Source organism: Parasedimentitalea marina (assembly GCF_004006175.1).
GTDB classification, from domain to species: Bacteria; Pseudomonadota; Alphaproteobacteria; order Rhodobacterales; family Rhodobacteraceae; genus Parasedimentitalea; species Parasedimentitalea marina.
This window is the reverse complement of sequence record NZ_CP033219.1, coordinates 2,961,623-2,985,844: the sequence shown is the minus strand read 5'-3', so window position 1 is coordinate 2,985,844 and position 24,222 is coordinate 2,961,623. Positions and strand designations below refer to the sequence as shown.

The window sequence follows — 24,222 nt, the reverse complement described above, 5'->3', positions numbered from 1 at the left end:
GAAACAGGGTCTTGGGTTACGCCAGGGCGCATCTGAACAGGTTCACGCACAGGGGTAAAATCCCTGTCCGCTTCCGCTGTGGCGACGTCGCCATCTTTAGCACCGGAACTGATCTATATCCGATAGGGATGAACAGGCAGGGCAGGGGCTCTGGCTGGGTCTTTGCCTGCGCATATGCCAGTGCCAGTGCCAGCGTCTGTGCCAGTGCCGCGGGCAGGGCCGTTTCCGACGTATTCAAACGATTGCCTGCCGCCTGCAGGACTGGCAATCAGGTCTCATGTGGTCTATTTGGCAATGTAATCGAGTGTCCCAGACTCGTGCGTATCGAAAGGCCGACCTTTATGAGCTATGAAACCCCCGGACCGGTAGAAACCGACCTGCGTGACGCAATCAGCCCGATCGAAGAGATCATCGAAGAGGCCCGCCAGGGGCGCATGTTCATTTTGGTCGATCACGAGGACCGCGAGAACGAAGGCGATCTGATTATTCCGGCTGAATTTGCCGATGCCAAGGCGATCAACTTTATGGCCAGCCATGGACGTGGGCTGATCTGTCTGACCCTGCCATCGGACCGCATTGACGAACTGGGCCTGCCTATGATGGCAATGCATAATTCCTCGCGCCATGAAACCGCGTTTACCGTATCAATCGAGGCGCGCGAAGGCGTCACCACAGGTATCTCAGCGGCGGATCGCGCCCTGACCGTGGCCACAGCCATCAACCCCGATCTGGGGGCGGCTGATATTGCCACGCCGGGGCATCTGTTCCCCTTGCGGGCGCGCAACGGGGGGGTGCTGGTACGGGCTGGCCATACCGAGGCCGGCTGTGACATTGCCCGGCTGGCTGGGTGTTACCCATCCTCGGTGATCTGCGAAATCATGAACGACGACGGCACCATGGCGCACCTGCCCGAGTTGCTGATCTATTCCAAGAAACACGGGCTCAAGATTGGTGCAATTTCGGATTTGATCGCCTACCGCTCGCGCAATGACAATCTGGTGGTGGAAACCTCGAAAAAAACAGTCAATTCGGAATTTGGTGGCGAATGGGACATGCGCCTTTTCACCGATCAGACCCACGGGATTGAACACGTGGTGCTGATCAAAGGCGATATCACCACCGCAGAACCAGTCCTGTGCCGCACCCATGCGGTTCATGAGGCCTCGGATATTCTGGGGCTGGGCCCCAAGCCTCCCAGCGAGCTGCCGCGTGCGATGCAGTTGATTGCGGATGAGGGCCGCGGCGTGGTCTGCCTGTTCCGTCAACCGCGCAATGCGCTCTATGCGGCCGAAGACGAGGGTCCGCGCACGATCAAGCAAACCGGTCTGGGGGCACAGATCCTGTCCAAGCTCGGGGTAAATGAACTGGTGTTGCTGACCGATTCTCCTGAAACGCGTTATGTGGGGTTGGATGCCTATGGGCTGACCATAACCGGCACACGCCCCATTTTGTCCGAGGTTTGATATGGCTGCTACCGTAACCCATTACACCCTGCCGCGCCCTGAATTTTCCAAGCCGGTGAAGCTGCTGATCGTGGTGGCACCCTACTACAAAGAGATCGCCGACGATCAGGTCGCCGGTGCCATCGCCGAGATCGAAGCGGTTGGTGGCAGCTATTCTCTGGTCGAGGTGCCCGGTGCACTAGAGGTGCCGACTGCAATTGCTATCGCTGAAAACACCTCAAATTTCGATGGTTACGTGGCGCTGGGCTGTGTCATCCGGGGGGAGACCACTCATTACGACACGGTATGCAACGACAGCAGTCGCGCGTTGCAGCTGATGGGATTGCAGGGGCTGTGTATCGGCAATGGTATCTTGACGGTCGAGAACGTTGAGCAGGCCCAGGTGCGTGCTGATCCAGGCGCGATGAATAAGGGCGGCGGCGCGGCTGCGGCGGCCTTGCATCTTGTCGCGCTCGGGCGTAAGTGGGGCGCCCAAACCAAGGGCGTTGGCTTCAAGGCTCGCTCGGAGGCCATTATCCTGGCCGAATCCAGCATCGGACCCAAAAACGCATGAGCACGGACAGCAATGGTGGCGCCCCCAACAAGGGCCTTCAGAAACGTCAGAAGAAATCTGCGGCGCGGCTTTACGCGGTGCAGGCGCTGTTCCAGATGGAACACAGCGGCCAGACCTTTGACGCGGTGATCGTCGAGTTTCTCGACCACCGTTTTGGGGCCACCTATGACGGCGATGAAATGGCCGAAGGCAATGCAGCGCTGTTTCGCAAGCTGCTAGAGGATGCCGTCAACCATCAGGCAGTGATCGACCAGATGACGGATCGTGCCCTGGTGGCCAAATGGCCGATCTCGCGGATCGACCCAACCCTGCGTGGATTGTTCCGGTCCGCCGGTGCCGAGCTGACCCAGTCCGACACCCCGCCAAAGGTGGTGATTAGCGAATACGTTGATATCGCCCGGGCCTTCTTCCCGGACGGCAAAGAGCCAAAATTTGTCAACGCGGTGCTGGACCACATGGCCCATGAGGCCAAGCCCGAGGCGTTCTGATCAACCAGCGGTGCGTGCTTGCACGCACCTGCATCTAGGCCTGATCATCCAGTATCTGCTGCAACCTGGCCCGAGATACCTCGTCCAGGCGTTCCAGATGAACAGTGACCCTGTTGCCATCGCGGCTGACCTCGCTGGCTGGCAGGCTGTTGCGGCCGGGATCAATCACATAAGGCACCACTTCACGGGCGATGCCTTTGAACCGCATTGGCGGCAACTGGCGCGCGGTTACGATGTCGCGCACATGTGCATAGGTTTCATAACTCATCACAATGCCGCCCGGTTCAGCCGAGGCCTCCAGCCGTGCTGCGAGGTTCGCCTCGGCCCCGATGATGGTGTAGTCCATCCGCAGCTCAGAGCCAAAGTTGCCGACATTACAATACCCGGTATTGATGCCTATGCGGGCGCGAAAGGGGTGCTCTATGCCTTTTGCCCGCCACTCGCCCGCCAATTCGCCAAGGCGCTCTTGCATTTCCAGCGCCATGCGAACACAGGCGCGGGCGTCTTCGGTGGTACCTTTGCTATCCGGGTCGCCAAAGAACGCGACAATGGCGTCGCCGATGAATTTGTCGATCGTGGCCCCGTGTCGTTCGGCTATGGCTGACATTTCGGTGAAATATGAGTTCAGCAGTGCCGTCAGTTCTTCGGGTTGCAGGCTTTCTGTCGTCTGGGTGAAATCCTTGATGTCCGAGAAAAACACCGTCAGTTTCTTACGTTCAGTCGAAATTGAGGCGTCTCTCTCACCCGAGAATATCGATTTGTAAACCTGTGGTGACAGATAGCGCGAGATCTTCATCGAAACCCCAGCCAGGAATTCGTTATTCTCTGTCAGCTCTTCTCCTTGGATCTTTAACTTAGACGCGACCCGCAATTGATGGCGCGAAAACAAAATGCCGAATGTTCCCGCTGCGATCATATAAAGGATCAGGTATTTGAATGTCAGAAGGTTTGAAAATATTGGCTGACGGACGGTGAAAGACTGTAATCCGCGTATATCGCCGGTTTGCCAATCCGTCTTGGGACTGTCGGGATGGGTATTGTGACAGGCCACACAGCTGTCCTCCATGATCACCGGTGTGACCATGGAAATGGCATGATCCAAGGGGCTGTTGTCTGCCTTAAGAAACATGTGGTCCTCGGGAAAACCATTGCGAAATTCCGTCAGGGCGCGGCTTTCCCCGGCCGTTAAATCAAATGGTTTGCGGCTAAGAAACGGCAGGTCCGAGACAAAGCGATATTCAACATTAAACCCGCCATCGCTCTGGGTCGCATTGATCAGCTCTCCCAGTTCAATTGCCAGCGTAGCCGGGATTGGAATTGCGCCTTCAATGTCGTGATAGTCGTGGCTTGCGACCGTTTGCACCTCTGACGACAGGTTGGCTATGACATTTTGTGAATAATAGCTCCGCAAAGTGGTCATGACTTTGTCGAGCGCCGTCGTTTGCTTGCGGATACTTTGATCCGTGACAGCCATGACGTCGCGCCAAACGGCCAGGGGCAGGGCCAAAACAGCGATGATCACCAGGACTGGAATAAGTTGCGGATGTTTGAGAAGCACCTGGCTGATATGTTTCACAAAGTGTCTCTCTTTTGATCTAGCCGCGGCTGCGGTGTTTCTTTCGCACAGGCATTTTGTCTGGATAAAAACCACAAAATGCCCAATTTTGATACGCTTAAGCGCAAATCTACCCGCCTGAGCCACAAGTATAACGTCGGGTGCGACATATTCCGTCGGAGGATCCGAAGGTGCTGGACCCTTGCGAAGATAGTGCTAGGCTATGGCCGAAATCAAAGGAGACACCGTTCATGCCCAAACTGATACAGCTCTATATCCGGAACGTGTTGATCGGTTTTGCGATTGCTGCGGCTTTTGTGGCGATGCTGTTGTGGTTCAACGTCATGGGCCTGTGGCATCTGGTCAGCACCAGTGAAACCGGTCTGCTGGCCCTGTCTATCCTGTGGTTCATGAACGGGATTGTGTTTGCCGGCGTCCAGTTTGGCTGGGCGGTTATGGCGCTGGCTGAAGATGAAGACGGCCCGCGTGGCGGCACTCCGGCTACGCCTGAGTTTCTGGCGATCCCGGTGCCGGTTAAATCATCTGACGGCAAGCGGCAGCAATTTCGCGGCCGCTAATTCGGGTGTTGCGTAAGCCAGAGACAATTTGATCTGAGCGAGCAAAGTGTCAGATTGACGGGACGCTATGCCGCTCTTTTTTTGACCTGCGCGCGTTGTATTATCTTTGGGGCTCTGGCAGCCGGTTGTGGGATGTGTTTTCTGATCCCCATAGCCAAAGCCAGGAACGTCGCTTCGGTTTTGGTCAGCATCAGGCGAGAGCTGTGCATTTTTTGTGCTGCCGGGACAATCTGAGCGATTTCTTTCTTTGCCTGCAGACCAAGCAATCCTTTGCTTACATCACCAAGAAACAGGCTCTCGGCCGCAAGCCCGTCTGCAAACAAGACCTCGTGCTGCGCCAACAATAGATGGTAATACGTCACCGATTTTCGGTTTTCGGTGTAGATTTCCCCACTGTTAGTCAGGGATTTGGCTGGAACCCAGACTTCATGTTCGCCAAAATTCAGATCGGCCTGTATTGAGTTGAGCATTACTCTGTGGTGCTGGGAAACGACTAACGTTCGTTCATTGCCGAGCAGACCCGGGTTGATCACAACGGGCGCAGACTTACCCACACCCAGAATAGTCCGCTTGCCCATCCACAGTATTTCTTGCGGACCATTGTCCAGCGTTGTTACCATATGTCCGGGCTGCAGATCATCCACGCGCATTAGCCCACCAGGGGTTCTGAGACATGTTCCGGCGGCAAAGCAGGGATATAGGTAGCTATCGGCATCTTGTTCAGATGTATAAAAACCGGGTGGGTTCGAAGCGCCGCCATTATCCCAAAACCATTGCTCCAGATCAAAATTCGGCGTCCATACCATCTGATACAGCTCGCCAGAACTTGAATTGATCCCTTCGAAAACAATGGCGCCTTGTTCTGTGCCTAGGTAATCGCTGCGAATGATCGTGGCATCTTCCATAGTGCCACCACCGTTACCGCCCCAAGTCAGATCATAAGTTTCGCCCACTTCAAACAAAGCTGGGTTGTCGTCACCCATGTTAGAAGTGATCGTTAAATTGGATGTTGAATTCGGAGGATAGTCGAAGGTGCTATAGTACGAGTCAAAATTGACATTGGTTCCACTGGATGCAGCGAATTCATAGTCTGGTGGTGTGAACGTAAAAATCGACATCTTGAGACCTCCTGAGAGGTCAAACTGACGGATTATTATTTCAATTCAGTGAATCTTTATTTTATTTTATCGAATATTCAAGAATCAATCGTCCCCAGCAAGGGGCTGTTTTAGCGTGATAGTGTGGCGGGACCACCAAAGTTCAACCGTCAGACATTTGATTCCCGAGGACCTGTATGTACAGGTGGGCGCCAGGTAATCGGACCAGGATCCGAACAGAGCCAGCTCCCTTGGAAATGCTTAAGGCCACTGGAATGCTTGTCTGTCACGAGAGGGGCAGAACCCGCCACGCCCCTATTTAGGCGCTGACGGGGGCTACGGCAAGGGGTCAGCTGGCAACTTCGTGCAGCGAGGCCCGCATCCGTGCAATGTGATCGTCCCAACCTTTGTCGAGCGCCAGCAAGAGATCAAAGGCCTCCACATGCTGCGGCAATCCGCTGTGCTCTAGTTCCAGCCGGGTACCACCAGCGACAGGGGTCAATGTCCACTTCACCAGACTGACCGCATCGCCCATGGGTTTGACCGTAAAGGTATATTCCAGATATTTGGGCTTTTGCGCCACCTTGACCTCTCCCCAAATCAGCTTGTCGCCACTCTCAGTGCCATACATCGCCAGCGGTGCGCCCTCTTGCAGTGGCTCTTTGGGGGCGTGAAACCACAGTGCCAGTTTGTCAGGCTCGGTCAGGTAGGCCCAGACATTCGCAGGCTCGGCCTTCAGGTAAATGGATTTGTTCAGCGTCAGATCGTTCATTTGGTGTCCTTTTCAATTATTGTTTTCAAACTGCTTAGGCGGTCGTCCCAGAAGGTATTGAAGTATTCTAACCAGTCGAGCACGGGCGCCATTCCTGCGGGGTTCAGCGAATTGACCCTTTCGCGGCCCTTGGCCTGAACCTGGATCAGGTTGCCCTCCTGCAGGATGGTGAGATGCTTTTTGACCGCGGGCCGGGTGATGTCGAACTGGTCTGTGACCTCGGCAATGGTCATGTCCTGCTGGGTCAGCAGGCGCAGTATGTCGCGCCGTGTCGGATCAGACAGAGCACGAAAGGCGGATTGGGGTTGGTGGATCATTGTCTCCTCCATATGATACCGAATGGTTTCATTAATACGACACCAAAAGGTTTCATGTCAAGGAGAGATCGCATCTTGCCAAATGTTCGCTAAATGTTCACACTGAAGCCCATGACACCCAACCTTCAACCCAACCTTCAACCCGGGCAAAAACTGGCCCGCGGCGTGGCCCGCTATTTGCGCAGTCTTGGCTATGCGTCACTGGAGGAATTCGTGCCCATGCGCGGGCTGCGGGTGGATGTGATGGCACTGGGCCCCAAGGGAGAGCTATGGGTGATCGAATGCAAATCCAGCCGTGCAGATTTCCAATCCGACGGTAAATGGCAGGGCTATCTAGAGTGGTGCGACCGCTATTTCTGGGCCGTAGATACCGAATTTCCGACCGACCTGCTGCCCGACGACACCGGTCTGATCATCGCCGATGCCTATGACGCCGAAATCATCCGGATGGCACCTGAGGACAAACTGGCAGCAGCGCGTCGTAAGAAACTGACCCTGAAATTTGCCCGCGACACCGCGCGTCGCCTGCACAGCCTGCGCGATCCACGCCCTGGGCAGGCTGGCGGAATGCTCCACAGTGCCGGCGAGGAAAATGATAGGGCGTAAAGTGACGTTTTTGTTCCGACCGCTCTATATTGAATCGCCTGGATAGGGTGTCGATAGAAGAACACCATTCAACGTATGGGTACAGCATGAACAATAGGGCTGCATGGTATCAGGTGTGATTTCGGGATCGACAAGTGCCAAAATATTGCTGTCATCAACATATAGTCCACTGAAATATGAACTTTCGCCAGCCCGGAAAAAACGGCGCCCTTTGGACAGATTTGGCGCAACCATCCAGTGTATGGGATCTTCGTGATCCAGTCTCGAAACAGCCTCGCTGTGCACGTCGTTCCAGTCTTTACCCACTCGGGACAGCAGGAATTTAAAAAGTGGTGTGTAGTCAAACCCGTGACGTTGGCCAGAATGCATCGACTGCTGGGCAGACTGATTTTGTGCCGATGCCTTCGTATTGCGCTCCCATTTAGACTTTGATCCCGACCCGTGACGAACATTACGAGTTCTGGTATTTACAGACCGGTAGAGTGGTTTCTTGCGATGTTTCATCGCGACAATGTGCACCGGTCTGGGTCCTCACATCAAGTTGAGACTGAGGAGCGGCTGCAGGTACAGTTACCTGGGGGATTGGACATCAAATCGCGCTGAGTTTTCATAAACGGATGGTTCGGCGGTAACCTTGCCGATCAGCGACGCCTCAATGCACTCCCGCCGCCGCTTGGTCCATCAACTGCGTTGATCGTCCCGGTGGTGTTGGGCGTGGCGCCGCGCTGCGGCGCGGCGCTAGGCCCAACGGGAAGTGTGCCTCCGGCAGGAGGTCACTGACGGGCGGGAGACATTTGGGGAGAAGTGGGACTGCCCAAATGATGCCCGTCAACTGGGCTGTGGGACAGGTCGCAATGGGGCAGAATTTAACCGGATAGTCTGATTTAACCTTTGACCATACGGGCGGCCTGGGCGGCGGCGCGGATCTCTTCGGCGATCTCTTCGGCTTCTTCTGGGTCAAAATCCATTGGAACTTCCACACCACCGGCTTCGATGAACAGACGCACCATACCGGCATCGGTTGGGCCGATTTGCATGTTTGCCTCGATGTCGCGTTCGCTATTGATACCCATTTTGCACTCCTGAAGACCTTAGTGGCTGATTTCTGGTGCTACCCTGCGCCCCATTGAAACACAAGCATGGTTCGGGGTTTGATAGCACATGGTTGATGTGAGTTTACGCCGATTCGTTGCGGGCGATTTGCACTGGTTGGCAGCACGCCATCAGGATCTTTATACACGCGATGAGGGGTTCGACACCACGTATGGCCCGGTGATCACGGCGATTCTGCATGATTTTTGTAAGTCCCATGATCCTATGTGTGAAAAAGGCTGGATTGCGAAACAGGGTGCGCGGCGTCTTGGCAGTATATTCTGCATCAAAGAGACGGACGACATAGCCCGTTTACGGCTGTTCCTGCTGACCCCAGAGGCGCGCGGGCGGGGCTTGGGCAAGCGTTTGCTGCGCGATTGCATGGGGTTTGCGCGTCAGGTCGGATATCGCGAAATGGTGCTGCGCACCTACCAAAGTCAGCGCACAAGTGGATCTCTGTATCGTGCATTCGGCTGGCAACTGATCGAATCCCGACCCGCATTTTCCTTCGGAGCAAAATTGATCGAACAAACCTGGCGTGTTATGCTCTAAGCCTCTTGCAATTGCCCGGGGGGTTAGCTAAATCGCCCTCAGTGCCGCCATAGCTCAGTAGGTTAGAGCGCCTGATTGTGGATCAGGAGGTCCCCCGTTCGAGCCGGGGTGGTGGTACCATCAAAACAATCACTTAGCATTTTTCCAATTTCGAGTTGGAATATAAGTTGGAACGTTTGATCATGTTGCGTCCAGCTACTTGCCAGTATTTCGAAGGCGAACAACATTGTTTGCGCTTTGACTTCTACCCCGAGAGTACCTGTCTGTAGTGGACATTTCCTTGTGTTGGCCTGCATCGCGCAGCTCATATGGATTGGCCCCAAGAGATTTTGCTTCGGTCATGGCTCCGGCTCATAAATCCATCATCCATAGCTCATTGGGTAAGCCTTCCTGCTTTCGCAGTCTCGTCCAGGATTGGGACCATCCGCTCGAAGTATAGGGAAAGCCTCCGCCTCTCTGTGCGAGAATCACAGGTCCCATTCGTCCATTGGGCCGGATGTTCAGGAGTTGTGATTGGATTTCCGGTATAGCTGTCAAATTGAACTCATAGGGTGCAGGCAGTGACTTCCTCGTTTTGGAAATCAATTTGGTCATGGTGGTAAGCCCAACATCGAACCTGTCCCAGGTCAGACCATCCTGCCGCCGTTTGCCGTTTCGTATGACACCGCCTTCGGTCTCGTCTGTTTCCAGCCACTGTCCGCGAACGTCCACGGCGCGCAGCGCAAATTCGTACTGGATCATGATGCCAAGGGCATAGTGCTCCATACCTTCCAGATCGGCTGTAGACACGATTCGTGCCAAACCCGTCTAACGGCCGGTTCCAGCCCTTCTACGACATTGGTGCTTAGTGCAGCTTGGGGGACGTCTGAATCAGGAAGGGCGGTAAGAAGCCGTTCGATGCGAAGAGCACCAATAGCAGCAATGCGCAGAAAGTATGCGGTCAGAATGTGCGCAATGGCACCTATTCGGATGTGAGGCTAGGCGGCGGAGTTTCGGTCAGCTTAGAAAGTGCGACACGCGTTACGAGTGAAATCAAACCGTGGCCTATTGCCTCGTTGTATACTTTTGCAACGTTGTTTTTATTGAGGGCATAATCCACAGAAAAGACTGGTAGTCCCGATTTTTGGTACAGTGCGATTTGGACAAGCCGGGCACTTGTGGAGTATTCATCATCATGGCGATCCTGTTGGTCCCCTCCGTCTGGATCATCCCAGTCACTGTCGCCCCACCCATGAAACCACGTATCTTCAACCGCCAATGCATCAATGGCACTAGTGTAGCGGTCGGGATCAGCGTCGATAAGATAGATGGCATTCTGAGCAACAACCAGAAAGCTTGGATCAATTGCTTTTCCGGCGTCGCCGAGTTTTTCAATGAAAGTAATCATCGAATTTTCCGGAGAAACGCCGGCCTCCCTGGCGGCTTCGCGAACCCGGTCATCGTCGTAGGCTTCGACCCAGTCCAGAAGAACGCCATCAAAACCAAACCTTGCTAGGTCCGCGATTATCCCGCTTGATCCCAACCAGAGCGATTGCCAATTATTATCCCAGTAAGCGACCGGAAAATTTCCTGACCACCCATCGGGATCTATTGTAATCATAAAATCCGGGTGTCCCCGTTTGTGTGCCGTCGGCGCGACCCAGTCATCTAGCCAATAATTTCGGTAGTCTTCGGCTTGGCCAATATCAACATAGGCAAGCAATAACCGGGAACTACCGTCAGGCTTTACTTTTAACCGATCTATAATTTGCGCGGTATCATAGGACCAATCGATAAAATTGTACCCCGCTTCAATAACAAGCATATCATACTCAGTCGCGGCCAATGCTTCGATCGCGCCGTCCTCATCCAGGTCCTGAAGTTGGAACATCCAGTTTTGAACGTTCAGCAGTCGTTCGTTCGGGGATCTTTCGGCAGTCGATCCTGTCAGCGTTGGGCTTGTCTCTGCCTTTTCTGGCTGTTGCCCCTCCATCAATGCAGCAAGTAGTTTACGACCATCCGGCCCGAAGCGGCTATTTGGGTATGCGTCCAGAAACAGTTTCACCTGCGCCAAATCCCGGGCTGACCGAACTGCGTTCCACAACTGCAACTCGGCGTTTTCTTCAGGGCTAAGAGCCTTTCCGGGGAGAAACGTAAAATTGCTTATCAACGAAGATGTGTCCCAGGGGGTTTGGCGCTCATTGGTTAACTCGCGCACAGCCACACGAACTTTTTTGAACACCTGTTCGACTGGGGCACCCGGTTCCATCATTTCGCGGGCCAAAATTTGGGTAAACGGGCTGTTGACGCCCAGACCGTCAAGCGCCACGCCACCGGGTTCTGTTGCATAGGCCAGAAATGTACCCGCCGGTGCTTTCATTTCGGCCAGACCGTTATCGTTGAGCTCAGGAATATTCTCAAACGGATTGTTGCGACAAGAATCCAGTATTACGATATTTGTCCGGTTCTTCGCAGAAAACATTTGCCGCAAAATCGCTTCGGCCTCTATCGCCACCAAACTAAGATCGGCCGCGTCAGTCAGGTTGGCGTCGACCGGTAATAAGTAGTTGTTGCCAAAGGACTGCAATGCGTGGCCGGCGTAATAGAACAACCCGGTTCCATCCTGTCCAGCCTCGCGTAAATCACTGCCAAATTGGGAAATTCCATGTCGCAATTCAGCTTGATTTGCATCGACCAGAAGCGTGACCTCAAACCCTAGCCCCCTAAGGGTTTCTGATATCAATACCGCATCATTTTCCGGGTTATTCAAGGAGGATACGGAGCTGTAATTGCCATTGCCCACAACCAGCGCGATGCGACTTTCAGCCAAAGCTAATCGCGGAATAGCTCCAGCGGCAAGGATTAGTAAAAGTGTCAAAACTCGGAGGGTTGAAAACACCGAACGGACCCCGTTTCTTTTCGATCCCATTTACTAAATAGCGGACCTATTGGTTAGCTTAGGTCTTCAAAAGCCTTGCAACAACAGTTTTGTGGACTGCCCCAGATCAAGCCAATTTATTTGACCATGGGTAGGTATGAGCTCCTTGCTGCAATTGGCTGCACCGTCCACAAAGGTCTGCATTGGACCGGTCTTGCCGATCCAAAACACTTGGCGCCCCTACTTTGCAAAGGGTGCTTACTGCGCAGAGCTGACGTTGATGATGACTGCCGCGAAGGTCGGCTATCCCAACACATGTACTCTGGCTTGAGTGTGCCTGTGGGCACAACGGATCTGTCCAGGTAGCGGCTATCATTGCCAAATGGGGTGATCATTTCACAGTTGGTGAAGCGGTGGATCGGTTGCGATGTTCGGCCCGCCGTACCAAGAGAATAACAGAATACCGGACCATCAATGCGGGGGCAGAGCAGGGGCCTCAGAAATTGGAATAAGGGCGGGGATCACACCCCGCCCTTTTTTTGCGTTATTGCTCAAGTCGGAGCACTTTATGTTCCAACTCCTTTTGAAAACAAACAGAAGTTCCACGATTGTGGATCAGGAGGTCCCCCGTTCGAGCCGGGGTGGTGGTACCATCAAAACAATCACATTGTTGATCGCTTCAGATTTTCCGAATTCTCGGGGACACTCACCTCGAATATGCAGGGAGTGACCGCGTCAAGACGTGGTCCTGTCCGTTTCAGGCGACCCGCTCAGGAAAACATGCGCTTGGCGCACAAGGTCCGTGATCCGCAAATACTGGTGCTCCATTGGACTTGTCTTTCGCCATATCATCCCGATGGTGCGTGTCGGCTGTGGTTCGCAAAGGCGCGCCACCGAGACTGCGGCTGAGCGTGTTTCAACCGGAATCGCCATTTCAGGGATCAGCGTTATGCCAATCCCGGCACCGACCATCTGTACCAATGTCGTCAGCGAGGTCCCGTCCAGCGTTTCGCGTGGCAGGTTCGACTGAATGTTACAGAATGCCAGTGCCTGGTCCCGAAAACAGTGGCCTTCTTCCAGCAAAAGAAGCCGCATTTCGGGTAGCATTTCCCGATCCGGGACGGGTTTCCCCTTGTCAGCCTCCGGACGAATGAGCACGAAGTTTTCTTCGAAAAGCGCAACCTCGGTCAAGCTGGGTTCTGAGATGGGCAGTGCCACAATGGCAGTGTCGATCCGGCCTTCTGCGAGCTCTTTTAACAGGGTCGAAGTCATTGTTTCCCGGACATGAATATCGACGCCGACAAATTGACTGGACAGCCGATCCACGATGGTTGGCAACAGATAGGGCGCAATGGTCGGAATCACGCCGATGCGCAATTGCCCGACCAATTGCTCTTGTGCAGCACGCGCCAGGTCGCCAAGTTCGTCGACTGAGCGAAGAATTTCCCTTGACCGGACAAGAAACTCGCGGCCGAGTGTGGTCAGGCGTACCTGGCGTGGCATTCTTTCGAACAGGGTGTTGCCCAGCACTTCTTCCAGTTCTTTGATTTGCACGGATAGGGCTGGTTGGGACACACTACAGGCCTCGGCGGCGCGACCAAAATGGCCGTGCTGTGCAAGTGCATCAAAGTAACGGAGCTGTCTGAGGGTGATGTTCATCATAGGAATAAATTATCATAACGATTTGATATTGCAATTTCATATTATCGATAGTGCCCTCTAGGCTGAAGCCAAGGAGTCGGGCGACTGTTCGACAAACCACCTTATCAACTGACAAACCTGAACGGGAGTGAGAACATGGACGGAAACAACGTAGGTAAATGCCCGGTCGCGCACGGGGCAACAAACGTAGGCATGCGCTCCAACAAGGATTGGTGGCCCAATCAACTCAATCTGCGCATTCTGCATCAGAATTCTGCCAAATCAAATCCAATGGACGACGGTTTCAACTATGCCGAGGAATTCCTCAAGCTGGATCTGGATGCGCTAAAGAAGGATCTGACGGCATTGATGACCGACAGCCAGGACTGGTGGCCAGCTGACTATGGTCACTATGGCGGGCTGTTCATCCGAATGGCGTGGCACTCGGCTGGGACCTACCGCACCGCAGATGGGCGTGGCGGCGGCGGCACCGGTCAGCAGCGATTTGCACCGCTGAACTCCTGGCCCGATAACGGCAATCTTGACAAAGCACGTCGCCTTTTGTGGCCGGTCAAACAGAAGTACGGCAACCAGATCTCCTGGGCTGACCTGATGATCCTTGCCGGCAACGTTGCAATTGAATCGATGGGTGGCAGGACCTTTGGCTTTGCAGGCGGCCGGGCTGATGTTTGGGAGCCGGAAGAGGATGTTTATTGGGGTGCTGAAGAGGAATGGCTTGCGGCCGACGAAAACCCCAATAGCCGTTATTCTGGCGAGCGGGATCTGGAGAACCCTTTGGCCGCCGTTCAGATGGGCTTGATCTACGTAAATCCAGAAGGACCGAATGGCGTACCAGACGTTCTGGCCTCGGGGCGCGATATACGTGAAACTTTCGCGCGCATGGCGATGAATGATGAGGAAACCGTTGCGCTGGTGGCCGGGGGCCATACGTTCGGCAAGGCGCATGGTGCGGGTGATCCCGGCCTTGTGGGGGCTGAACCAGAAGCCGCTTCGATAGAGCAGATGGGGTTGGGCTGGATCAACGCCCTTGGTAGCGGCAAGGGCGACGATACCACGACATCAGGGATCGAGGGCGCCTGGACCGCCAACCCGACCCAATGGGACAACGGTTTTTTTGACCTTCTGTTTGGCTACGACTGGAACGTCACCAAAAGCCCGGCAGGGGCCTGGATCTGGGAACCGGTGGGTGTGACAGAAGACGACATGGCCCCGCAGGCGCATGATCCGTCCAAGAGGGTAAAAACCATGATGACCACCGCCGACATGGCGCTGCGCATGGATCCGATCTATGGCCCGATCTCCAAACGCTTTCACGAGAACCCAGCAGAGTTTCAGGAGGCCTTTGCCCGCGCCTGGTTCAAGCTGACCCACCGTGACATGGGCCCGCGCAGCCATTATCTGGGTCAAGAGGTTCCGGCAGAAGAACTGGTTTGGCAAGATCCGATTCCGGCGTCAGAGACGGCGGCCGATCTGGATGTCGGTGGGCTGAAAGCCTCGGTTCTGGCCTCGGGTCTGTCGGTCTCGGATCTGGTGAAAACCGCCTGGGCTTCGGCCTCGACCTTCCGTGGTTCGGACATGCGTGGCGGAGCAAATGGTGCCCGTATCAGACTTGAGCCAATGAACCGCTGGGACGCGAACGAGCCGGAAGATCTGGCACGGGTTCTGGCCGTGCTTGAGGGCATCAAGGCCGCCTCGGCCAAGCCAGTGTCGATGGCAGACTTGATTGTGATCGGTGGCGCAGCTGCTGTCGAGAAAGCCGCCAAGGATGCAGGCCAGAATGTCACAGTGCCGGTGACGCTGGGCCGTGGCGATGCGCTGCAAGAGATGACTGATGTGGAAAGCACCGGCCATCTGGAACCGGCCGCCGATGGCTTTCGCAACTTTCAGAAGCAGGCTTATAGCATCTCGCCAGAGGAGCTGTTGATCGACAAGGCCCAGCTTCTGACCCTGACCGCGCCGGAAATGACCGCATTGGTCGGCGGCATGCGGGTTCTGGGGGCCAACCACGGCGGCAGCGCACTTGGCGTTCTAACCGATCGCGTCGGAACCCTGTCGTGTGATTTCTTCGTCAACATTCTGGATATGGGCACGACGTGGACGGACCAGGGCGATGGCACTTACCAAGGTCGCGTCCGCGCATCCGATGACGTCACGTGGAGTGCTACGCGCGTTGATCTTGTCTTCGGCTCGAACTCACAACTGCGTGCCTTGGCCGAGGTCTATGGTCAGGACGGTGCAGGCGGGAAATTCGTGACTGACTTCGTCGCAGCCTGGAACAAGGTCATGAACGCAGATCGCGCCGCCCAGGCCTGATGGGACTGCGCTAATATTTGAAAGAAACAGCGGGGGCGCTTCAATATACTGGGGCGCCCCAACATATGAGCAGGACCGTCTGCCCAGATGGGGGCCCTAAAACCTGACGACGGACAGGACCACAATCAGACCCGCGCGCGCTTGTATTCCTGATGGATATGAGGCTCTCTTTTGACAAGACAGCTGTCCATGCAGAGAGACCTGAGCAATGAATATCGACGGTAAAAACCTACTGATTATTATTTCAGACGAACACCGTAAGGACGCAATGGGTTGCGTTGGCCATCCCTTGGTGAAAACTCCAAACCTCGATGCTTTGGCTGCACGCGGAACGATTTTTGAGAACGCCTATACGCCGTCTCCAATGTGTGTCCCCACGCGGGCAAGTATTGCCTGCGGTGACTATGTTCACGAAATTGGCAATTGGGACAGCGCCACGCCGTATTGTGGCAACACGAGAAGTTGGATGAGACACCTTCGCGATCAGGGGGTGGATGTGACATCCATAGGCAAGCTGCATTTTCGCTCGACCGAGGATGATAACGGATTTGTCGAAGAAATCCTGCCGATGCATGTTGTGGGAGGCGTTGGATGGGCCATTGGTTTGCTGCGTGACAACCCACCAGACTACAATGCCTCTGCCGAATTGTCGGCAGATGTCGGGGCCGGTGAAAGCACCTATACCGACTATGATCTGGCGATCACAGAGGCGACGGAACAGTGGCTGAAGGACCCGCAGCGCAAGGATAAACCCTGGGGCGCCTTCGTCTCCCTTGTCAGTCCGCATTACCCGCTAAAGGCACCACAGAAATATTACGACATGTACGACGCCGCCACAATTGATCTGCCGGTCGCCTATCATGGCGCCAATCAACCAGAACATTCGGAACTCAAGAACATCGCAAAGTTTTTTGACTATGATCAACACTTTGATGAACAGAAAATGCGGGAAGCCAAAGTTGCCTACTATGGCTTAACAAGCTTTATGGATGATTGTGTTGGCCGCGTTCTGGCCGCGCTGGAGGACAGTAATCAGGCCGAAGACACAGTGGTTATCTATATTTCCGACCATGGGGACATGATGGGGGATCAGGGTTTCTGGACCAAACAGGTCATGTATGACGCCTCGGCCGGAGTACCGATGATTGCAGCCGGACCCGGCTTTCCAGAGGGCCGTCGTGTGACCACCGGCACCAGCCTGCTTGATATCGCTGCAACGGCTGTGGATGTTACCGGTGTGGCACCTGATGACATAAGCCGGGATCTGCCGGGACTGTCGCTCCGCGACATTGCCAATGCGGCTGATGATCCGGATCGTACGGTATTTAGTGAATACCACGACGGCGGCTCCACCACGGGAACCTTCATGGTCCGATGGGACCATTGGAAGTTTGTCTATTACGTCAACCACGCGCCGCAACTGTTCGATCTGAAAACGGACCCAAACGAGCTGCGTAATCTCGCGTTGGATCGAACAAATGATCCCAGTGTTCAGGCGGCCTGGGCAGAAGGTGAAAGACGGCTGCGCCAGATCTGCGATCCTGAACAGGTCAATGCCAGGTGTTTTGAGGACCAGAAGCAGCGTATTGAACAGCTTGGTGGGCGGGATGCCTGTATCAACTCCTATGTATTCAACCACACGCCAACCCCAGACGAGCAAATAAAGCTTGAACAGGCGTCTGGCACCAGTGAAAACGAGCAGCCGTCTTAGGCCCCTTGTTCCTATGGAGGACGATTGTCCAAAGGGCGAGCGGGCAGATTGGGTTATTCGCGCGCTTCCAGGTCCGATAGGGTATAACGCTGTTTGACCACGGCCCATTGACCCTGCTGAAAATCCGGGTCGGCAGGTAGACAACCCAGACCACAGAGCTGGCGGGCTACGCCTGCTTGCCCGTCAATAAACCATAACCGCCCGCCTGGCGTAGAGACATAGCCGTCTAGCCCTTCCTCCATGTCGCCAATTACATCATTGGCAGAGGGGACTTCACTGTCGGCGTCTTCGTCGTAACCGGCATGGGTGTGATAGCTGGCAATCAGCTCCACGGCGCCACGGGGATCTTTTGGCCGACAAGAATCGCGTCGTCCCTTGCGAGCAGCCGAAGCAATAAGGGCCCCGGTTTCCGTCAGCCCGATCATTCCACAATATTCGCGATTGGCCGCGATGGAACCGGCTTGCAGGTTGGTCAGGATCTGGCGGGCAAATTTCAGTTCCAGGCGAGATTGCGCAGCGGCGGAATGTGAAGCCATCAGGGTGAAAACCAGTGCGGTGACAGGCCAAATCGATACTTTGAGAAGATCGTCGTTTGGGGCATGCATCGGGCGAATCCTTGATGTTTTACCGTTTCACCGACTGAGAAAACCTAGCCGTTCCATCTAACAAGCCAGCGCTCCAGCGCGGCCTCGCAATCGGAACGCCTTAACGGGAGCTCTGGCGCCTGCAAGGTTCTTGGCGGACCACCTTTGCCGTCGGACAGCCAGTCTTTGTATGGCACCTCTGATATATCGCCAAGATGGCTCCACACCACCTCAATATTGGCTTCATCAATGCCACTTACATCACAGTGAAATAGCATGTTCTGATGGTCTGAGAACACGACGCCAGTCAGGTCCCGCACCTCAATGCTTGTACCAAAGAGTTTGGCTTCTACGTGAATGCACGCATCCAGTTTGGCGCTGTAGAACTCAAAAATCCGGTACAACCTATAGTCCCGATTTTCCTCATGTTTGGCGATGTAATCCTGCGACAGGTCCTTACAGATCGAGTTCCTGTCGACATTATCCGCCTGAGCACCAGTAGCGGCACAACTGATCAAAATTGCAAAAAGCCAGCGCATTCTCACCCCTCATGTCCCTTGTGGTCTGATCTTTCCTCAGAACGACTTTGAAGTCCATCTTAACGCGCAATGCCCCCCAGTGTTCTGGTGTTGAACATATCCTAAACAACTTGGGTCATTGCGCAATGACTGCCCCGGAACGGAATGTGATCGCTGCAACTGCTGCTGTAACCGGTCAGGAAGGATGGTCTGGAAGGATGGTCTGGAAAATTACCGAACCGACCTGGCATTGCCAGTCTGCTGCGAAACGATATCGTGCAGATATGCGCTGGCATCATCCAGCTCCAGCGGTTTGGAGAAATAGTACCCTTGGCCGATCCGATGCGCACCACCCTGAACCAATTCAACTTGTTGTGCGGTTTCCAAGCCCTCGATGATCAGCTCTAAATCCAGACTTTCAGCCAGTTCCGCGATACGCTGCAGAAGCTTGTGATTATCGTTGTTGGGTTCGATATCGCGAACAAACTCTCGGTCGATTTTAATTTCGTCGAATTTCATCCGTAACAGATAAGCAAGCGACGAGTAGCCCGTTCCGAAGTCATCCAACGCAGATCGCACGCCCATTTCGCGCAGTTCTCCCAGAACATCCTGGACGTGCTTCCAGTTCGCCATCGCAGCGGTTTCGGTGACTTCCAGTGTCAGACGGTCAGGACGAAGCCCTGTTTCCCACAAAACATCCTGGATATCCTCGAGTAGCGAACCACTGCGAAAGGTATTGGCAGACAGATTTATTGCCACCGGAACATCGAGGCCTGTTTCCTCTTCCAGTTTTGTCGAGAAAGACGCCGCTTCACGCAGGACACGAAGATCCAGATCCCGAACGGCACCAGTGTTTTCGGCAACAGCCACAAACTCATCAGGGGAAATATCTTCCCCGTTCAGCCGCCATCTCGACAGCGTCTCAAACCCCATAAAGCTGCCATCATGCAGTAAGACTTTTGGCTGCATCACAATGCGCAGATCGCCCTCGCGGATAGACACCGGCAAACGCGCAGCAATTTTGTTTTGCCGAACTATGGAATCGTCGATCGCGCGGTCAAACAATTGATAGGTGTTTTTGCCGTGCCCTTTGGCAACATACAAAGCTGCATCTGCTGATTTCAGCAAATCTGACGGGGTGTTGGATTGGATGTTTGCCCATGTGGCGATCCCGATTGAGCACTTTGGCGTAACGACCCATTTTTCGAATTCCATGGGTTTCGCCATTTCATTCAAGATGCGCTGAGCGAAGGCGTCCGGTTCGCTTGAATATGAATCCGTCTCCCAGATGATTGCAAATTCATCTCCCCCCAGACGCGCCACGATACCAGTCTCTTTTTCCAGGCAGGTGTTCAAGCGCAGGGCGACTTCGATCAACAAGGCATCCCCGGCCGCGTGACCCATTGTGTCATTCACGCTTTTGAAATCATCCAGATCAATCAGGGCAGCGTTCAGAAGTTCTTTCCGGTCACTGTCCAAGGCATCGGACAAATAGTCGCTGAACACCTTACGGTTTGGCAACCCAGTGAGAGAGTCATGAGACAGAAGGAATTTTTCCTTTGCTTCGGCTTCTCGCTTCATTTTTTCAATGTGCACACGCGCCTCTAGCCTCAGGACATTCATATTATGGTTCCGCTCTCGCGAGGCGAGCAGCCAGAGAATCAAAAATGAGGACAAAAACCACAGGCCAGAGTATTTGATATCAGCGATGAGGTTGGCGGTTAGGTCTCGCTCGACAACATAGGCCCCCATCACGTCGCCAATTTGGAATGTATCTGTCTGCAGGGCTTCGTTGTGGCAGTTGACGCAGCTGTCATTGTTGGCAATCGAGGGAAGAACAGTCCGCCCAATAAGGCGATTTCCTTCAAACCCATATTCGTGAACCGGGGGGGCTGTTGGGTTGGCGACAAAATCCTCGATAATTGTCGCAAGACGCGGGTCCTGTTCAAATGTTCCCAATTCGAAACCAGGGCGACCGGGCATCCGCACCGATGTGTTTTGCCTGGCACTGTCGTTCTGATCTGCATTGCTGAAATGCTCGATCCCCAGACGTCGGAATGTTGCCGGTACAGGTGCGCCTTCGCCCCTGTTTTGCGAGAACACCGAAACAAAACTGTTCGTCATTTCAATAAGCTGTAACCGTTCACGTTCATTGACAGATTTTTCTTCTGTCCAGGCAAGCAGGAAGTAGCCAACGGCCGTAAGCGATGCAGCCAGGGTTGCACAAATCAGCGTCGTGCAGACATCATTTCCTTTTGGCTCTGCCAAGTGATCTTGCATAGCTGCGGCCCTTTATCGATCGGTTTAAGGGCTGATCTAAGTATGTGGAGATTAACCCAACGTAAAATGTCACGTCATACACCGCTTGAATAAACCGAGGACTTTAGCCACTTTTTCCATAGATCAATGAGAATCCTGTTTTCAGAGGTCCAACCTGGGTCCCTCGCTTCACTTATGAGAGAGCCTTGGTGCGAAAACCCAACCATTCTAAAATCTAATGAGCGGGACATCCCCGACCTGAAACTTGGCTTCGCGGTACCGGCCTCTGTGCCTCAGAAATAAGGGAAACACTGTTAACATTTTTGGCGGCAGGTCAGAGGCGTGAGTTGGTCGAATTGAAATTGCCGTTAAATCGGGTAGCAGTTCGTTCTTTTGAAGTAGGCGTTGAGCATGGGCTTTGCACTTCGTTTGGACGAGAATGACAATCCCATCCGTTGACCACGTTTCCATCGAACAAAGACGTCAAAGTTGCCAATATCCTCGATAGAGGCCGAAACTAAGGATTTCACATCAAAAGTATGACCGTCCGCCGGTAACTCAACACCAAAGCCGCTATAGCTGATGTTGAATGTGACGGCCTGGAGCTCTTGGTCGCCTAAGTAGAGATTGCAGGGAAGACCCAGCTTCATGCGTGTTTCGGTGTGAACGGGGTTTCGTAAAAATGATTTATTAGTATTCATTGCTGAACTCTTTGGTGTCGTCATGGGTATCATTTGTGACGATAGGCGGTAGAAATTAAGCAAGGGTCACCATCCCTTGGGCGCAAATTGCCGCAGTGCCTATTGGTCCGGTGACTGCCGTCCGGTTCGAACACGGGTTTTAATGGCGGTCAACGGTCATTCGCTGAAGGCCGTCAATCCAGACATGATTTTGGCAACTGGAAGGTCGCCAACCTCATTCACCTGTAATTTTCAAGATCGCCTTTTGGGCGCGTCGGCCGATCAGAGGTTCCTCGGAAATTGCTGCCAGTGCAGGCAATGCGGCCTTGGCCGGGGGACCGATGTCGCCGAGGGCAATTGCTACAGCTATGCGCACGGCTTTTACGTCGTCGTCCAGCGCTTCAATCAGGGCAGGTACGGCGTCGGCGGCCTGTGAACCAAATAACCCCAGCATACGTGCGGCGCGTATCCGGTCGGTTTTAGTCGCGATTCTTAATTTCTCTGTAAGGTCTGTTAGCCGGTCGCCCGGCGGCAGAGCAGCAAGGTGCAATCCGTCAATGATTTTGTTTTCAATTTCGGACCCTTGTGACCAGTTGTAAGGAAAGTGATACCTGTAGGGAGCCGCCTGCAATTCGCTTTGGCTCGCTTCTGGCTTCCACTTGCGCAGGGCTGCATGGGCATCATCCAACCGTCCTAGTTGGACATAAGTTACTGCCAGGACAGCCGCGAGTTCTGTCGCGTCAGGATCACGTTCCAGCGCGTCCGCGAAGACTGTGGCAGCGGAATCAAAATCACCCATCGAGAAATGCGCCATGCCAATTGCGAGCACATAGTAGCTGGGGTAGCTCGGATTGAGCCGAGTGGCACGATCCATCAGTTCGAGACCGGCATCGGGTTGTCCGGTTGTGATCATTGCCCATGCCATGGCCACATAACCTTCGGGATCGTTTGGATCTTTGGCGACCGCCCGCACTGCTTCGCGCTGCGCGACATCGTACAGGTTGTTGTAAAGATTGATGCGGGATGCGGCGACATTGGCCAGGGAAGAGGGGTGTTTTTTGGTCTCACTCAGGTAGTTCAACGCTGTGGTATTGGCTACCCCGACGCTAATGCCCAGCGGTCCGTTCCATCGCAATTTGCAGCCACGTAAATAGGCCAGCCCAAGGGCCGCATAGGCCCTTCCATAATTCGGATCCAGTCCAAGTGCCTCTTTGAACTGATCGATGGCAAGGGCGTTGTGTTCTGCTGAATAGTTCAGGTAGTTTTCCCACCCTTTCTGAAATTCCTCGCGTGCGGTCAGATCCTCGGTCTTTCCCAAAGCGATTTCCTCTAGTTCCTCAATGGTCAGTTCAACCGCCAAGGCCTTGGCAATCTTGCGAATGAATTGGTCCTGAATGGCAAAAATATCTGCAACCGGGCCATCGTATCGCTCGGCCCAGACATGCCCGCCGGTGGTTGCATCGATAAGCTGGGCGTTTACGCGCACCTGATCACCGGCGCGGCGTACACTGCCTTCAAGAACAAAACGGACGCCAAGGTCTTCTGCCACCCGGACAATATTCACGGATTGGTTTTTGTAAACGAAAGTCGAGTTTCGCGCGACAACAAACAGCCCGGAAATGCGCGACAGATCAGTGATCAGATCTTCGGTCAAACCATCCGCGAAATGCTCTTGGCTGCGCTCGTCGGACATATTCATGAACGGAAGAACCGCGATGGATGGCTTGTCCGGCAATGGGTAGGTCATGCGCTCAACCGCGGCAACAACGACCGGTGGCGCGCTGTTGTGCCACCAAAGAGCACTTCCCAATGTCAGAACGGTCAACACAATTGCAGCCATAATCCGGGGCATACGTGATGTTCGCAGGGGGGATAGTGTGTTCTCAAACGGCGTCACCGCAACGGTTTTGGCTTTTTCGTCCAGCAGGATGTAATGGGCCCGAACAGGGAGGTCGATATTCTTGAGTTTTACCTCTCCCAGATCCTGGAAGGTGAGATCAAGCTTGCCACGAAGCTGGTCGCGAACGATTTGATGAACACAGATCCCACCTGCTTTGGCAACTCCTTCTAGACGCGAGGCAATAATTACACCGTCTCCGAAAACGTCATTTCCATCGGCGACAACATCCCCAATATTTATTCCGATGCGGTAGGTCAGGCTTTGGATCTCGGGTCTGTCCAAGTTACTATTGGCAATCGCAATCTGCATGCAAATCGCAAAGCGAACAGCATCCATGGAACTGGCGAATTCAACAAAACCACCATCCCCCATTTCTTTGACTATGCGCCCCTGATGGTGCAGGGCCAGCGGCTGAATGACGGTTGTGTAATTGGCTTTCAGGGTGCCGAGTGTCGCAGCTTCATCCACACCAATTGCCTGGCTGTAGCCGACCACATCATAGAATAAAATTGCTGCGAGATGACGGTTCACACTCGAGCCTCCCGGAGAGACTTTATCAAATTTTACGATATTTGGCCATGCGTTTGATTACGCCCCCAATGGTGCAAATTACACGACAGCTGATCGGGCCGAGGCGCCACTGGCCCAAGACGCTTGATTTGGGC

At 54.1% G+C, this 24,222-nt stretch carries 22 protein-coding genes and 1 tRNA gene; 9 read left to right on the top strand and 14 right to left on the bottom strand.

Translation table 11 applies throughout. From position 1 onward, the window contains the following. Positions 1 to 16: 16 nt before the first annotated feature. Entirely contained in the window at positions 17 to 268 is a 252-nt protein-coding gene (locus EBB79_RS14410) for a hypothetical protein (protein ID WP_127749534.1), read from the bottom strand. Between the two features lie 73 nt (positions 269 to 341). On the opposite strand from EBB79_RS14410, the gene ribB reads away from it, so the two are divergent. Genes ribB through nusB form a run of 3 tightly spaced genes read left to right on the top strand, consistent with a single transcriptional unit; the run spans position 342 to position 2,504 of the window. Beyond that, entirely contained in the window at positions 342 to 1,463 is a 1,122-nt protein-coding gene (gene ribB, locus EBB79_RS14405; RefSeq protein WP_127749533.1) for a 3,4-dihydroxy-2-butanone-4-phosphate synthase, read from the top strand. Position 1,464: 1 nt separating this feature from the next. Then, positions 1,465 to 2,016, top strand: a complete 552-nt coding sequence (locus EBB79_RS14400; protein ID WP_127749532.1) for a 6,7-dimethyl-8-ribityllumazine synthase — start codon at positions 1,465 to 1,467, stop codon at positions 2,014 to 2,016. Next, positions 2,013 to 2,504, top strand: coding sequence for a transcription antitermination factor NusB (nusB, locus tag EBB79_RS14395; protein ID WP_127749531.1), 492 nt, complete (start codon positions 2,013 to 2,015; stop codon positions 2,502 to 2,504). The genes EBB79_RS14400 and nusB overlap by 4 nt, the downstream gene beginning before the upstream one ends. 34 nt (positions 2,505 to 2,538) lie before the next feature. Here nusB and EBB79_RS14390 read toward each other — a convergent pair whose 3' ends face one another. Continuing rightward, complete coding sequence (locus EBB79_RS14390) at positions 2,539 to 4,080, bottom strand: adenylate/guanylate cyclase domain-containing protein (protein ID WP_127749530.1); 1,542 nt, start codon at positions 4,078 to 4,080, stop codon at positions 2,539 to 2,541. A gap of 230 nt (positions 4,081 to 4,310) precedes the next feature. On the opposite strand from EBB79_RS14390, the gene EBB79_RS14385 reads away from it, so the two are divergent. After that, positions 4,311 to 4,637, top strand: a complete 327-nt coding sequence (locus EBB79_RS14385) for a hypothetical protein (protein WP_127749529.1) — start codon at positions 4,311 to 4,313, stop codon at positions 4,635 to 4,637. 65 nt (positions 4,638 to 4,702) lie between these two features. Here the strand turns inward: EBB79_RS14385 and EBB79_RS14380 are convergent, their stop codons facing one another. The 3 genes from EBB79_RS14380 to EBB79_RS14370 form a co-directional block, all read right to left on the bottom strand. Next, positions 4,703 to 5,755, bottom strand: coding sequence for a Hint domain-containing protein (locus EBB79_RS14380; protein WP_127749528.1), 1,053 nt, complete (start codon positions 5,753 to 5,755; stop codon positions 4,703 to 4,705). 328 nt (positions 5,756 to 6,083) lie between these two features. Then, positions 6,084 to 6,506 carry an SRPBCC family protein gene (locus tag EBB79_RS14375; protein ID WP_127749527.1) on the bottom strand — a complete coding sequence of 141 codons (423 nt, stop codon included), beginning with the start codon at positions 6,504 to 6,506 and terminating at the stop codon, positions 6,084 to 6,086. Then, on the bottom strand, positions 6,503 to 6,823 hold the full coding sequence (locus EBB79_RS14370; RefSeq protein WP_127749526.1) for an ArsR/SmtB family transcription factor: 321 nt from the start codon (positions 6,821 to 6,823) through the stop codon (positions 6,503 to 6,505). Before EBB79_RS14370 ends, EBB79_RS14375 begins: the two co-directional genes overlap by 4 nt. Positions 6,824 to 6,916: 93 nt before the next feature. Between EBB79_RS14370 and EBB79_RS14365 the strand changes: the two genes are divergently transcribed. Further along, positions 6,917 to 7,429 carry an MmcB family DNA repair protein gene (locus EBB79_RS14365; RefSeq protein ID WP_238704916.1) on the top strand — a complete coding sequence of 171 codons (513 nt, stop codon included), beginning with the start codon at positions 6,917 to 6,919 and terminating at the stop codon, positions 7,427 to 7,429. An 884-nt stretch (positions 7,430 to 8,313) separates the two neighbouring features. Here the strand turns inward: EBB79_RS14365 and EBB79_RS14355 are convergent. Continuing rightward, positions 8,314 to 8,502 (bottom strand): DUF6324 family protein, encoded by a 189-nt coding sequence (locus EBB79_RS14355; protein WP_127749525.1) that lies wholly within the window; start codon positions 8,500 to 8,502, stop codon positions 8,314 to 8,316. An 88-nt stretch (positions 8,503 to 8,590) separates the two neighbouring features. Here EBB79_RS14355 and EBB79_RS14350 point away from each other — a divergent pair, with 88 nt between their 5' ends. Then, on the top strand, positions 8,591 to 9,073 hold the full coding sequence (locus EBB79_RS14350) for a GNAT family N-acetyltransferase (RefSeq protein WP_127749524.1): 483 nt from the start codon (positions 8,591 to 8,593) through the stop codon (positions 9,071 to 9,073). 43 nt (positions 9,074 to 9,116) lie between these two features. Further along, positions 9,117 to 9,193, top strand: a tRNA-His gene (locus EBB79_RS14345). A gap of 231 nt (positions 9,194 to 9,424) precedes the next feature. On the opposite strand, the gene EBB79_RS14340 is transcribed toward EBB79_RS14345, so the two are convergent. From EBB79_RS14340 to EBB79_RS14330, 3 genes are all read right to left on the bottom strand, one after another. Next, positions 9,425 to 9,862 (bottom strand): hypothetical protein, encoded by a 438-nt coding sequence (locus tag EBB79_RS14340; RefSeq protein WP_127749523.1) that lies wholly within the window; start codon positions 9,860 to 9,862, stop codon positions 9,425 to 9,427. 172 nt (positions 9,863 to 10,034) lie between these two features. Further along, entirely contained in the window at positions 10,035 to 11,981 is a 1,947-nt protein-coding gene (locus EBB79_RS24465; protein WP_164860818.1) for a caspase family protein, read from the bottom strand. 684 nt (positions 11,982 to 12,665) lie between these two features. Then, a complete protein-coding gene (locus EBB79_RS14330) occupies positions 12,666 to 13,592 on the bottom strand; it encodes a LysR substrate-binding domain-containing protein (protein WP_127749522.1) in 927 nt (308 codons plus the stop codon). Positions 13,593 to 13,727: 135 nt separating this feature from the next. Here EBB79_RS14330 and katG point away from each other — a divergent pair, with 135 nt between their 5' ends. Further along, the gene (gene katG, locus EBB79_RS14325) at positions 13,728 to 15,905 is read left to right on the top strand and encodes a catalase/peroxidase HPI (protein WP_127749521.1); all 2,178 of its coding nucleotides are present in this window, start codon (positions 13,728 to 13,730) and stop codon (positions 15,903 to 15,905) included. 208 nt (positions 15,906 to 16,113) lie between these two features. Continuing rightward, positions 16,114 to 17,616, top strand: a complete 1,503-nt coding sequence (locus EBB79_RS14320) for a sulfatase family protein (RefSeq protein ID WP_127749520.1) — start codon at positions 16,114 to 16,116, stop codon at positions 17,614 to 17,616. Positions 17,617 to 17,669: 53 nt separating this feature from the next. Here EBB79_RS14320 and EBB79_RS14315 read toward each other — a convergent pair whose 3' ends face one another. The 5 genes from EBB79_RS14315 to EBB79_RS14295 form a co-directional block, all read right to left on the bottom strand. Continuing rightward, the gene (locus EBB79_RS14315; RefSeq protein ID WP_127749519.1) at positions 17,670 to 18,221 is read right to left on the bottom strand and encodes a DUF4329 domain-containing protein; all 552 of its coding nucleotides are present in this window, start codon (positions 18,219 to 18,221) and stop codon (positions 17,670 to 17,672) included. A 44-nt stretch (positions 18,222 to 18,265) separates the two neighbouring features. Further along, positions 18,266 to 18,739, bottom strand: a complete 474-nt coding sequence (locus tag EBB79_RS14310) for a hypothetical protein (RefSeq protein WP_127749518.1) — start codon at positions 18,737 to 18,739, stop codon at positions 18,266 to 18,268. Between the two features lie 210 nt (positions 18,740 to 18,949). Continuing rightward, complete coding sequence (locus EBB79_RS14305; protein ID WP_127749517.1) at positions 18,950 to 20,998, bottom strand: EAL domain-containing protein; 2,049 nt, start codon at positions 20,996 to 20,998, stop codon at positions 18,950 to 18,952. Positions 20,999 to 21,345: 347 nt separating this feature from the next. Beyond that, positions 21,346 to 21,678 (bottom strand): PilZ domain-containing protein, encoded by a 333-nt coding sequence (locus EBB79_RS14300; RefSeq protein WP_164860817.1) that lies wholly within the window; start codon positions 21,676 to 21,678, stop codon positions 21,346 to 21,348. A 214-nt stretch (positions 21,679 to 21,892) separates the two neighbouring features. Further along, a complete protein-coding gene (locus EBB79_RS14295) occupies positions 21,893 to 24,088 on the bottom strand; it encodes a tetratricopeptide repeat protein (protein ID WP_127749515.1) in 2,196 nt (731 codons plus the stop codon). Positions 24,089 to 24,222: the final 134 nt, after the last annotated feature.

What these genes read in the sequence shown, in the direction of transcription:
- ribB (WP_127749533.1), top strand. Translation starts at nt 342, where the DNA reads ATGAGCTATGAAACCCCCGGACCGGTAGAAACCGACCTGCGTGACGCA.
- EBB79_RS14400 (WP_127749532.1), top strand. Translation starts at nt 1,465, where the DNA reads ATGGCTGCTACCGTAACCCATTACACCCTGCCGCGCCCTGAATTTTCC.
- nusB (WP_127749531.1), top strand. Translation starts at nt 2,013, where the DNA reads ATGAGCACGGACAGCAATGGTGGCGCCCCCAACAAGGGCCTTCAGAAA.
- EBB79_RS14385 (WP_127749529.1), top strand. Translation starts at nt 4,311, where the DNA reads ATGCCCAAACTGATACAGCTCTATATCCGGAACGTGTTGATCGGTTTT.
- EBB79_RS14380 (WP_127749528.1), bottom strand. Translation starts at nt 5,755, where the DNA reads ATGTCGATTTTTACGTTCACACCACCAGACTATGAATTCGCTGCATCC.
- EBB79_RS14375 (WP_127749527.1), bottom strand. Translation starts at nt 6,506, where the DNA reads ATGAACGATCTGACGCTGAACAAATCCATTTACCTGAAGGCCGAGCCT.
- EBB79_RS14370 (WP_127749526.1), bottom strand. Translation starts at nt 6,823, where the DNA reads ATGATCCACCAACCCCAATCCGCCTTTCGTGCTCTGTCTGATCCGACA.
- EBB79_RS14365 (WP_238704916.1), top strand. Translation starts at nt 6,917, where the DNA reads ATGTTCACACTGAAGCCCATGACACCCAACCTTCAACCCAACCTTCAA.
- EBB79_RS14355 (WP_127749525.1), bottom strand. Translation starts at nt 8,502, where the DNA reads ATGGGTATCAATAGCGAACGCGACATCGAGGCAAACATGCAAATCGGC.
- EBB79_RS14350 (WP_127749524.1), top strand. Translation starts at nt 8,591, where the DNA reads ATGGTTGATGTGAGTTTACGCCGATTCGTTGCGGGCGATTTGCACTGG.
- EBB79_RS24465 (WP_164860818.1), bottom strand. Translation starts at nt 11,981, where the DNA reads ATGGGATCGAAAAGAAACGGGGTCCGTTCGGTGTTTTCAACCCTCCGA.
- EBB79_RS14330 (WP_127749522.1), bottom strand. Translation starts at nt 13,592, where the DNA reads ATGATGAACATCACCCTCAGACAGCTCCGTTACTTTGATGCACTTGCA.
- katG (WP_127749521.1), top strand. Translation starts at nt 13,728, where the DNA reads ATGGACGGAAACAACGTAGGTAAATGCCCGGTCGCGCACGGGGCAACA.
- EBB79_RS14320 (WP_127749520.1), top strand. Translation starts at nt 16,114, where the DNA reads ATGAATATCGACGGTAAAAACCTACTGATTATTATTTCAGACGAACAC.
- EBB79_RS14315 (WP_127749519.1), bottom strand. Translation starts at nt 18,221, where the DNA reads ATGCATGCCCCAAACGACGATCTTCTCAAAGTATCGATTTGGCCTGTC.
- EBB79_RS14310 (WP_127749518.1), bottom strand. Translation starts at nt 18,739, where the DNA reads ATGCGCTGGCTTTTTGCAATTTTGATCAGTTGTGCCGCTACTGGTGCT.
- EBB79_RS14305 (WP_127749517.1), bottom strand. Translation starts at nt 20,998, where the DNA reads ATGCAAGATCACTTGGCAGAGCCAAAAGGAAATGATGTCTGCACGACG.
- EBB79_RS14300 (WP_164860817.1), bottom strand. Translation starts at nt 21,678, where the DNA reads ATGAATACTAATAAATCATTTTTACGAAACCCCGTTCACACCGAAACA.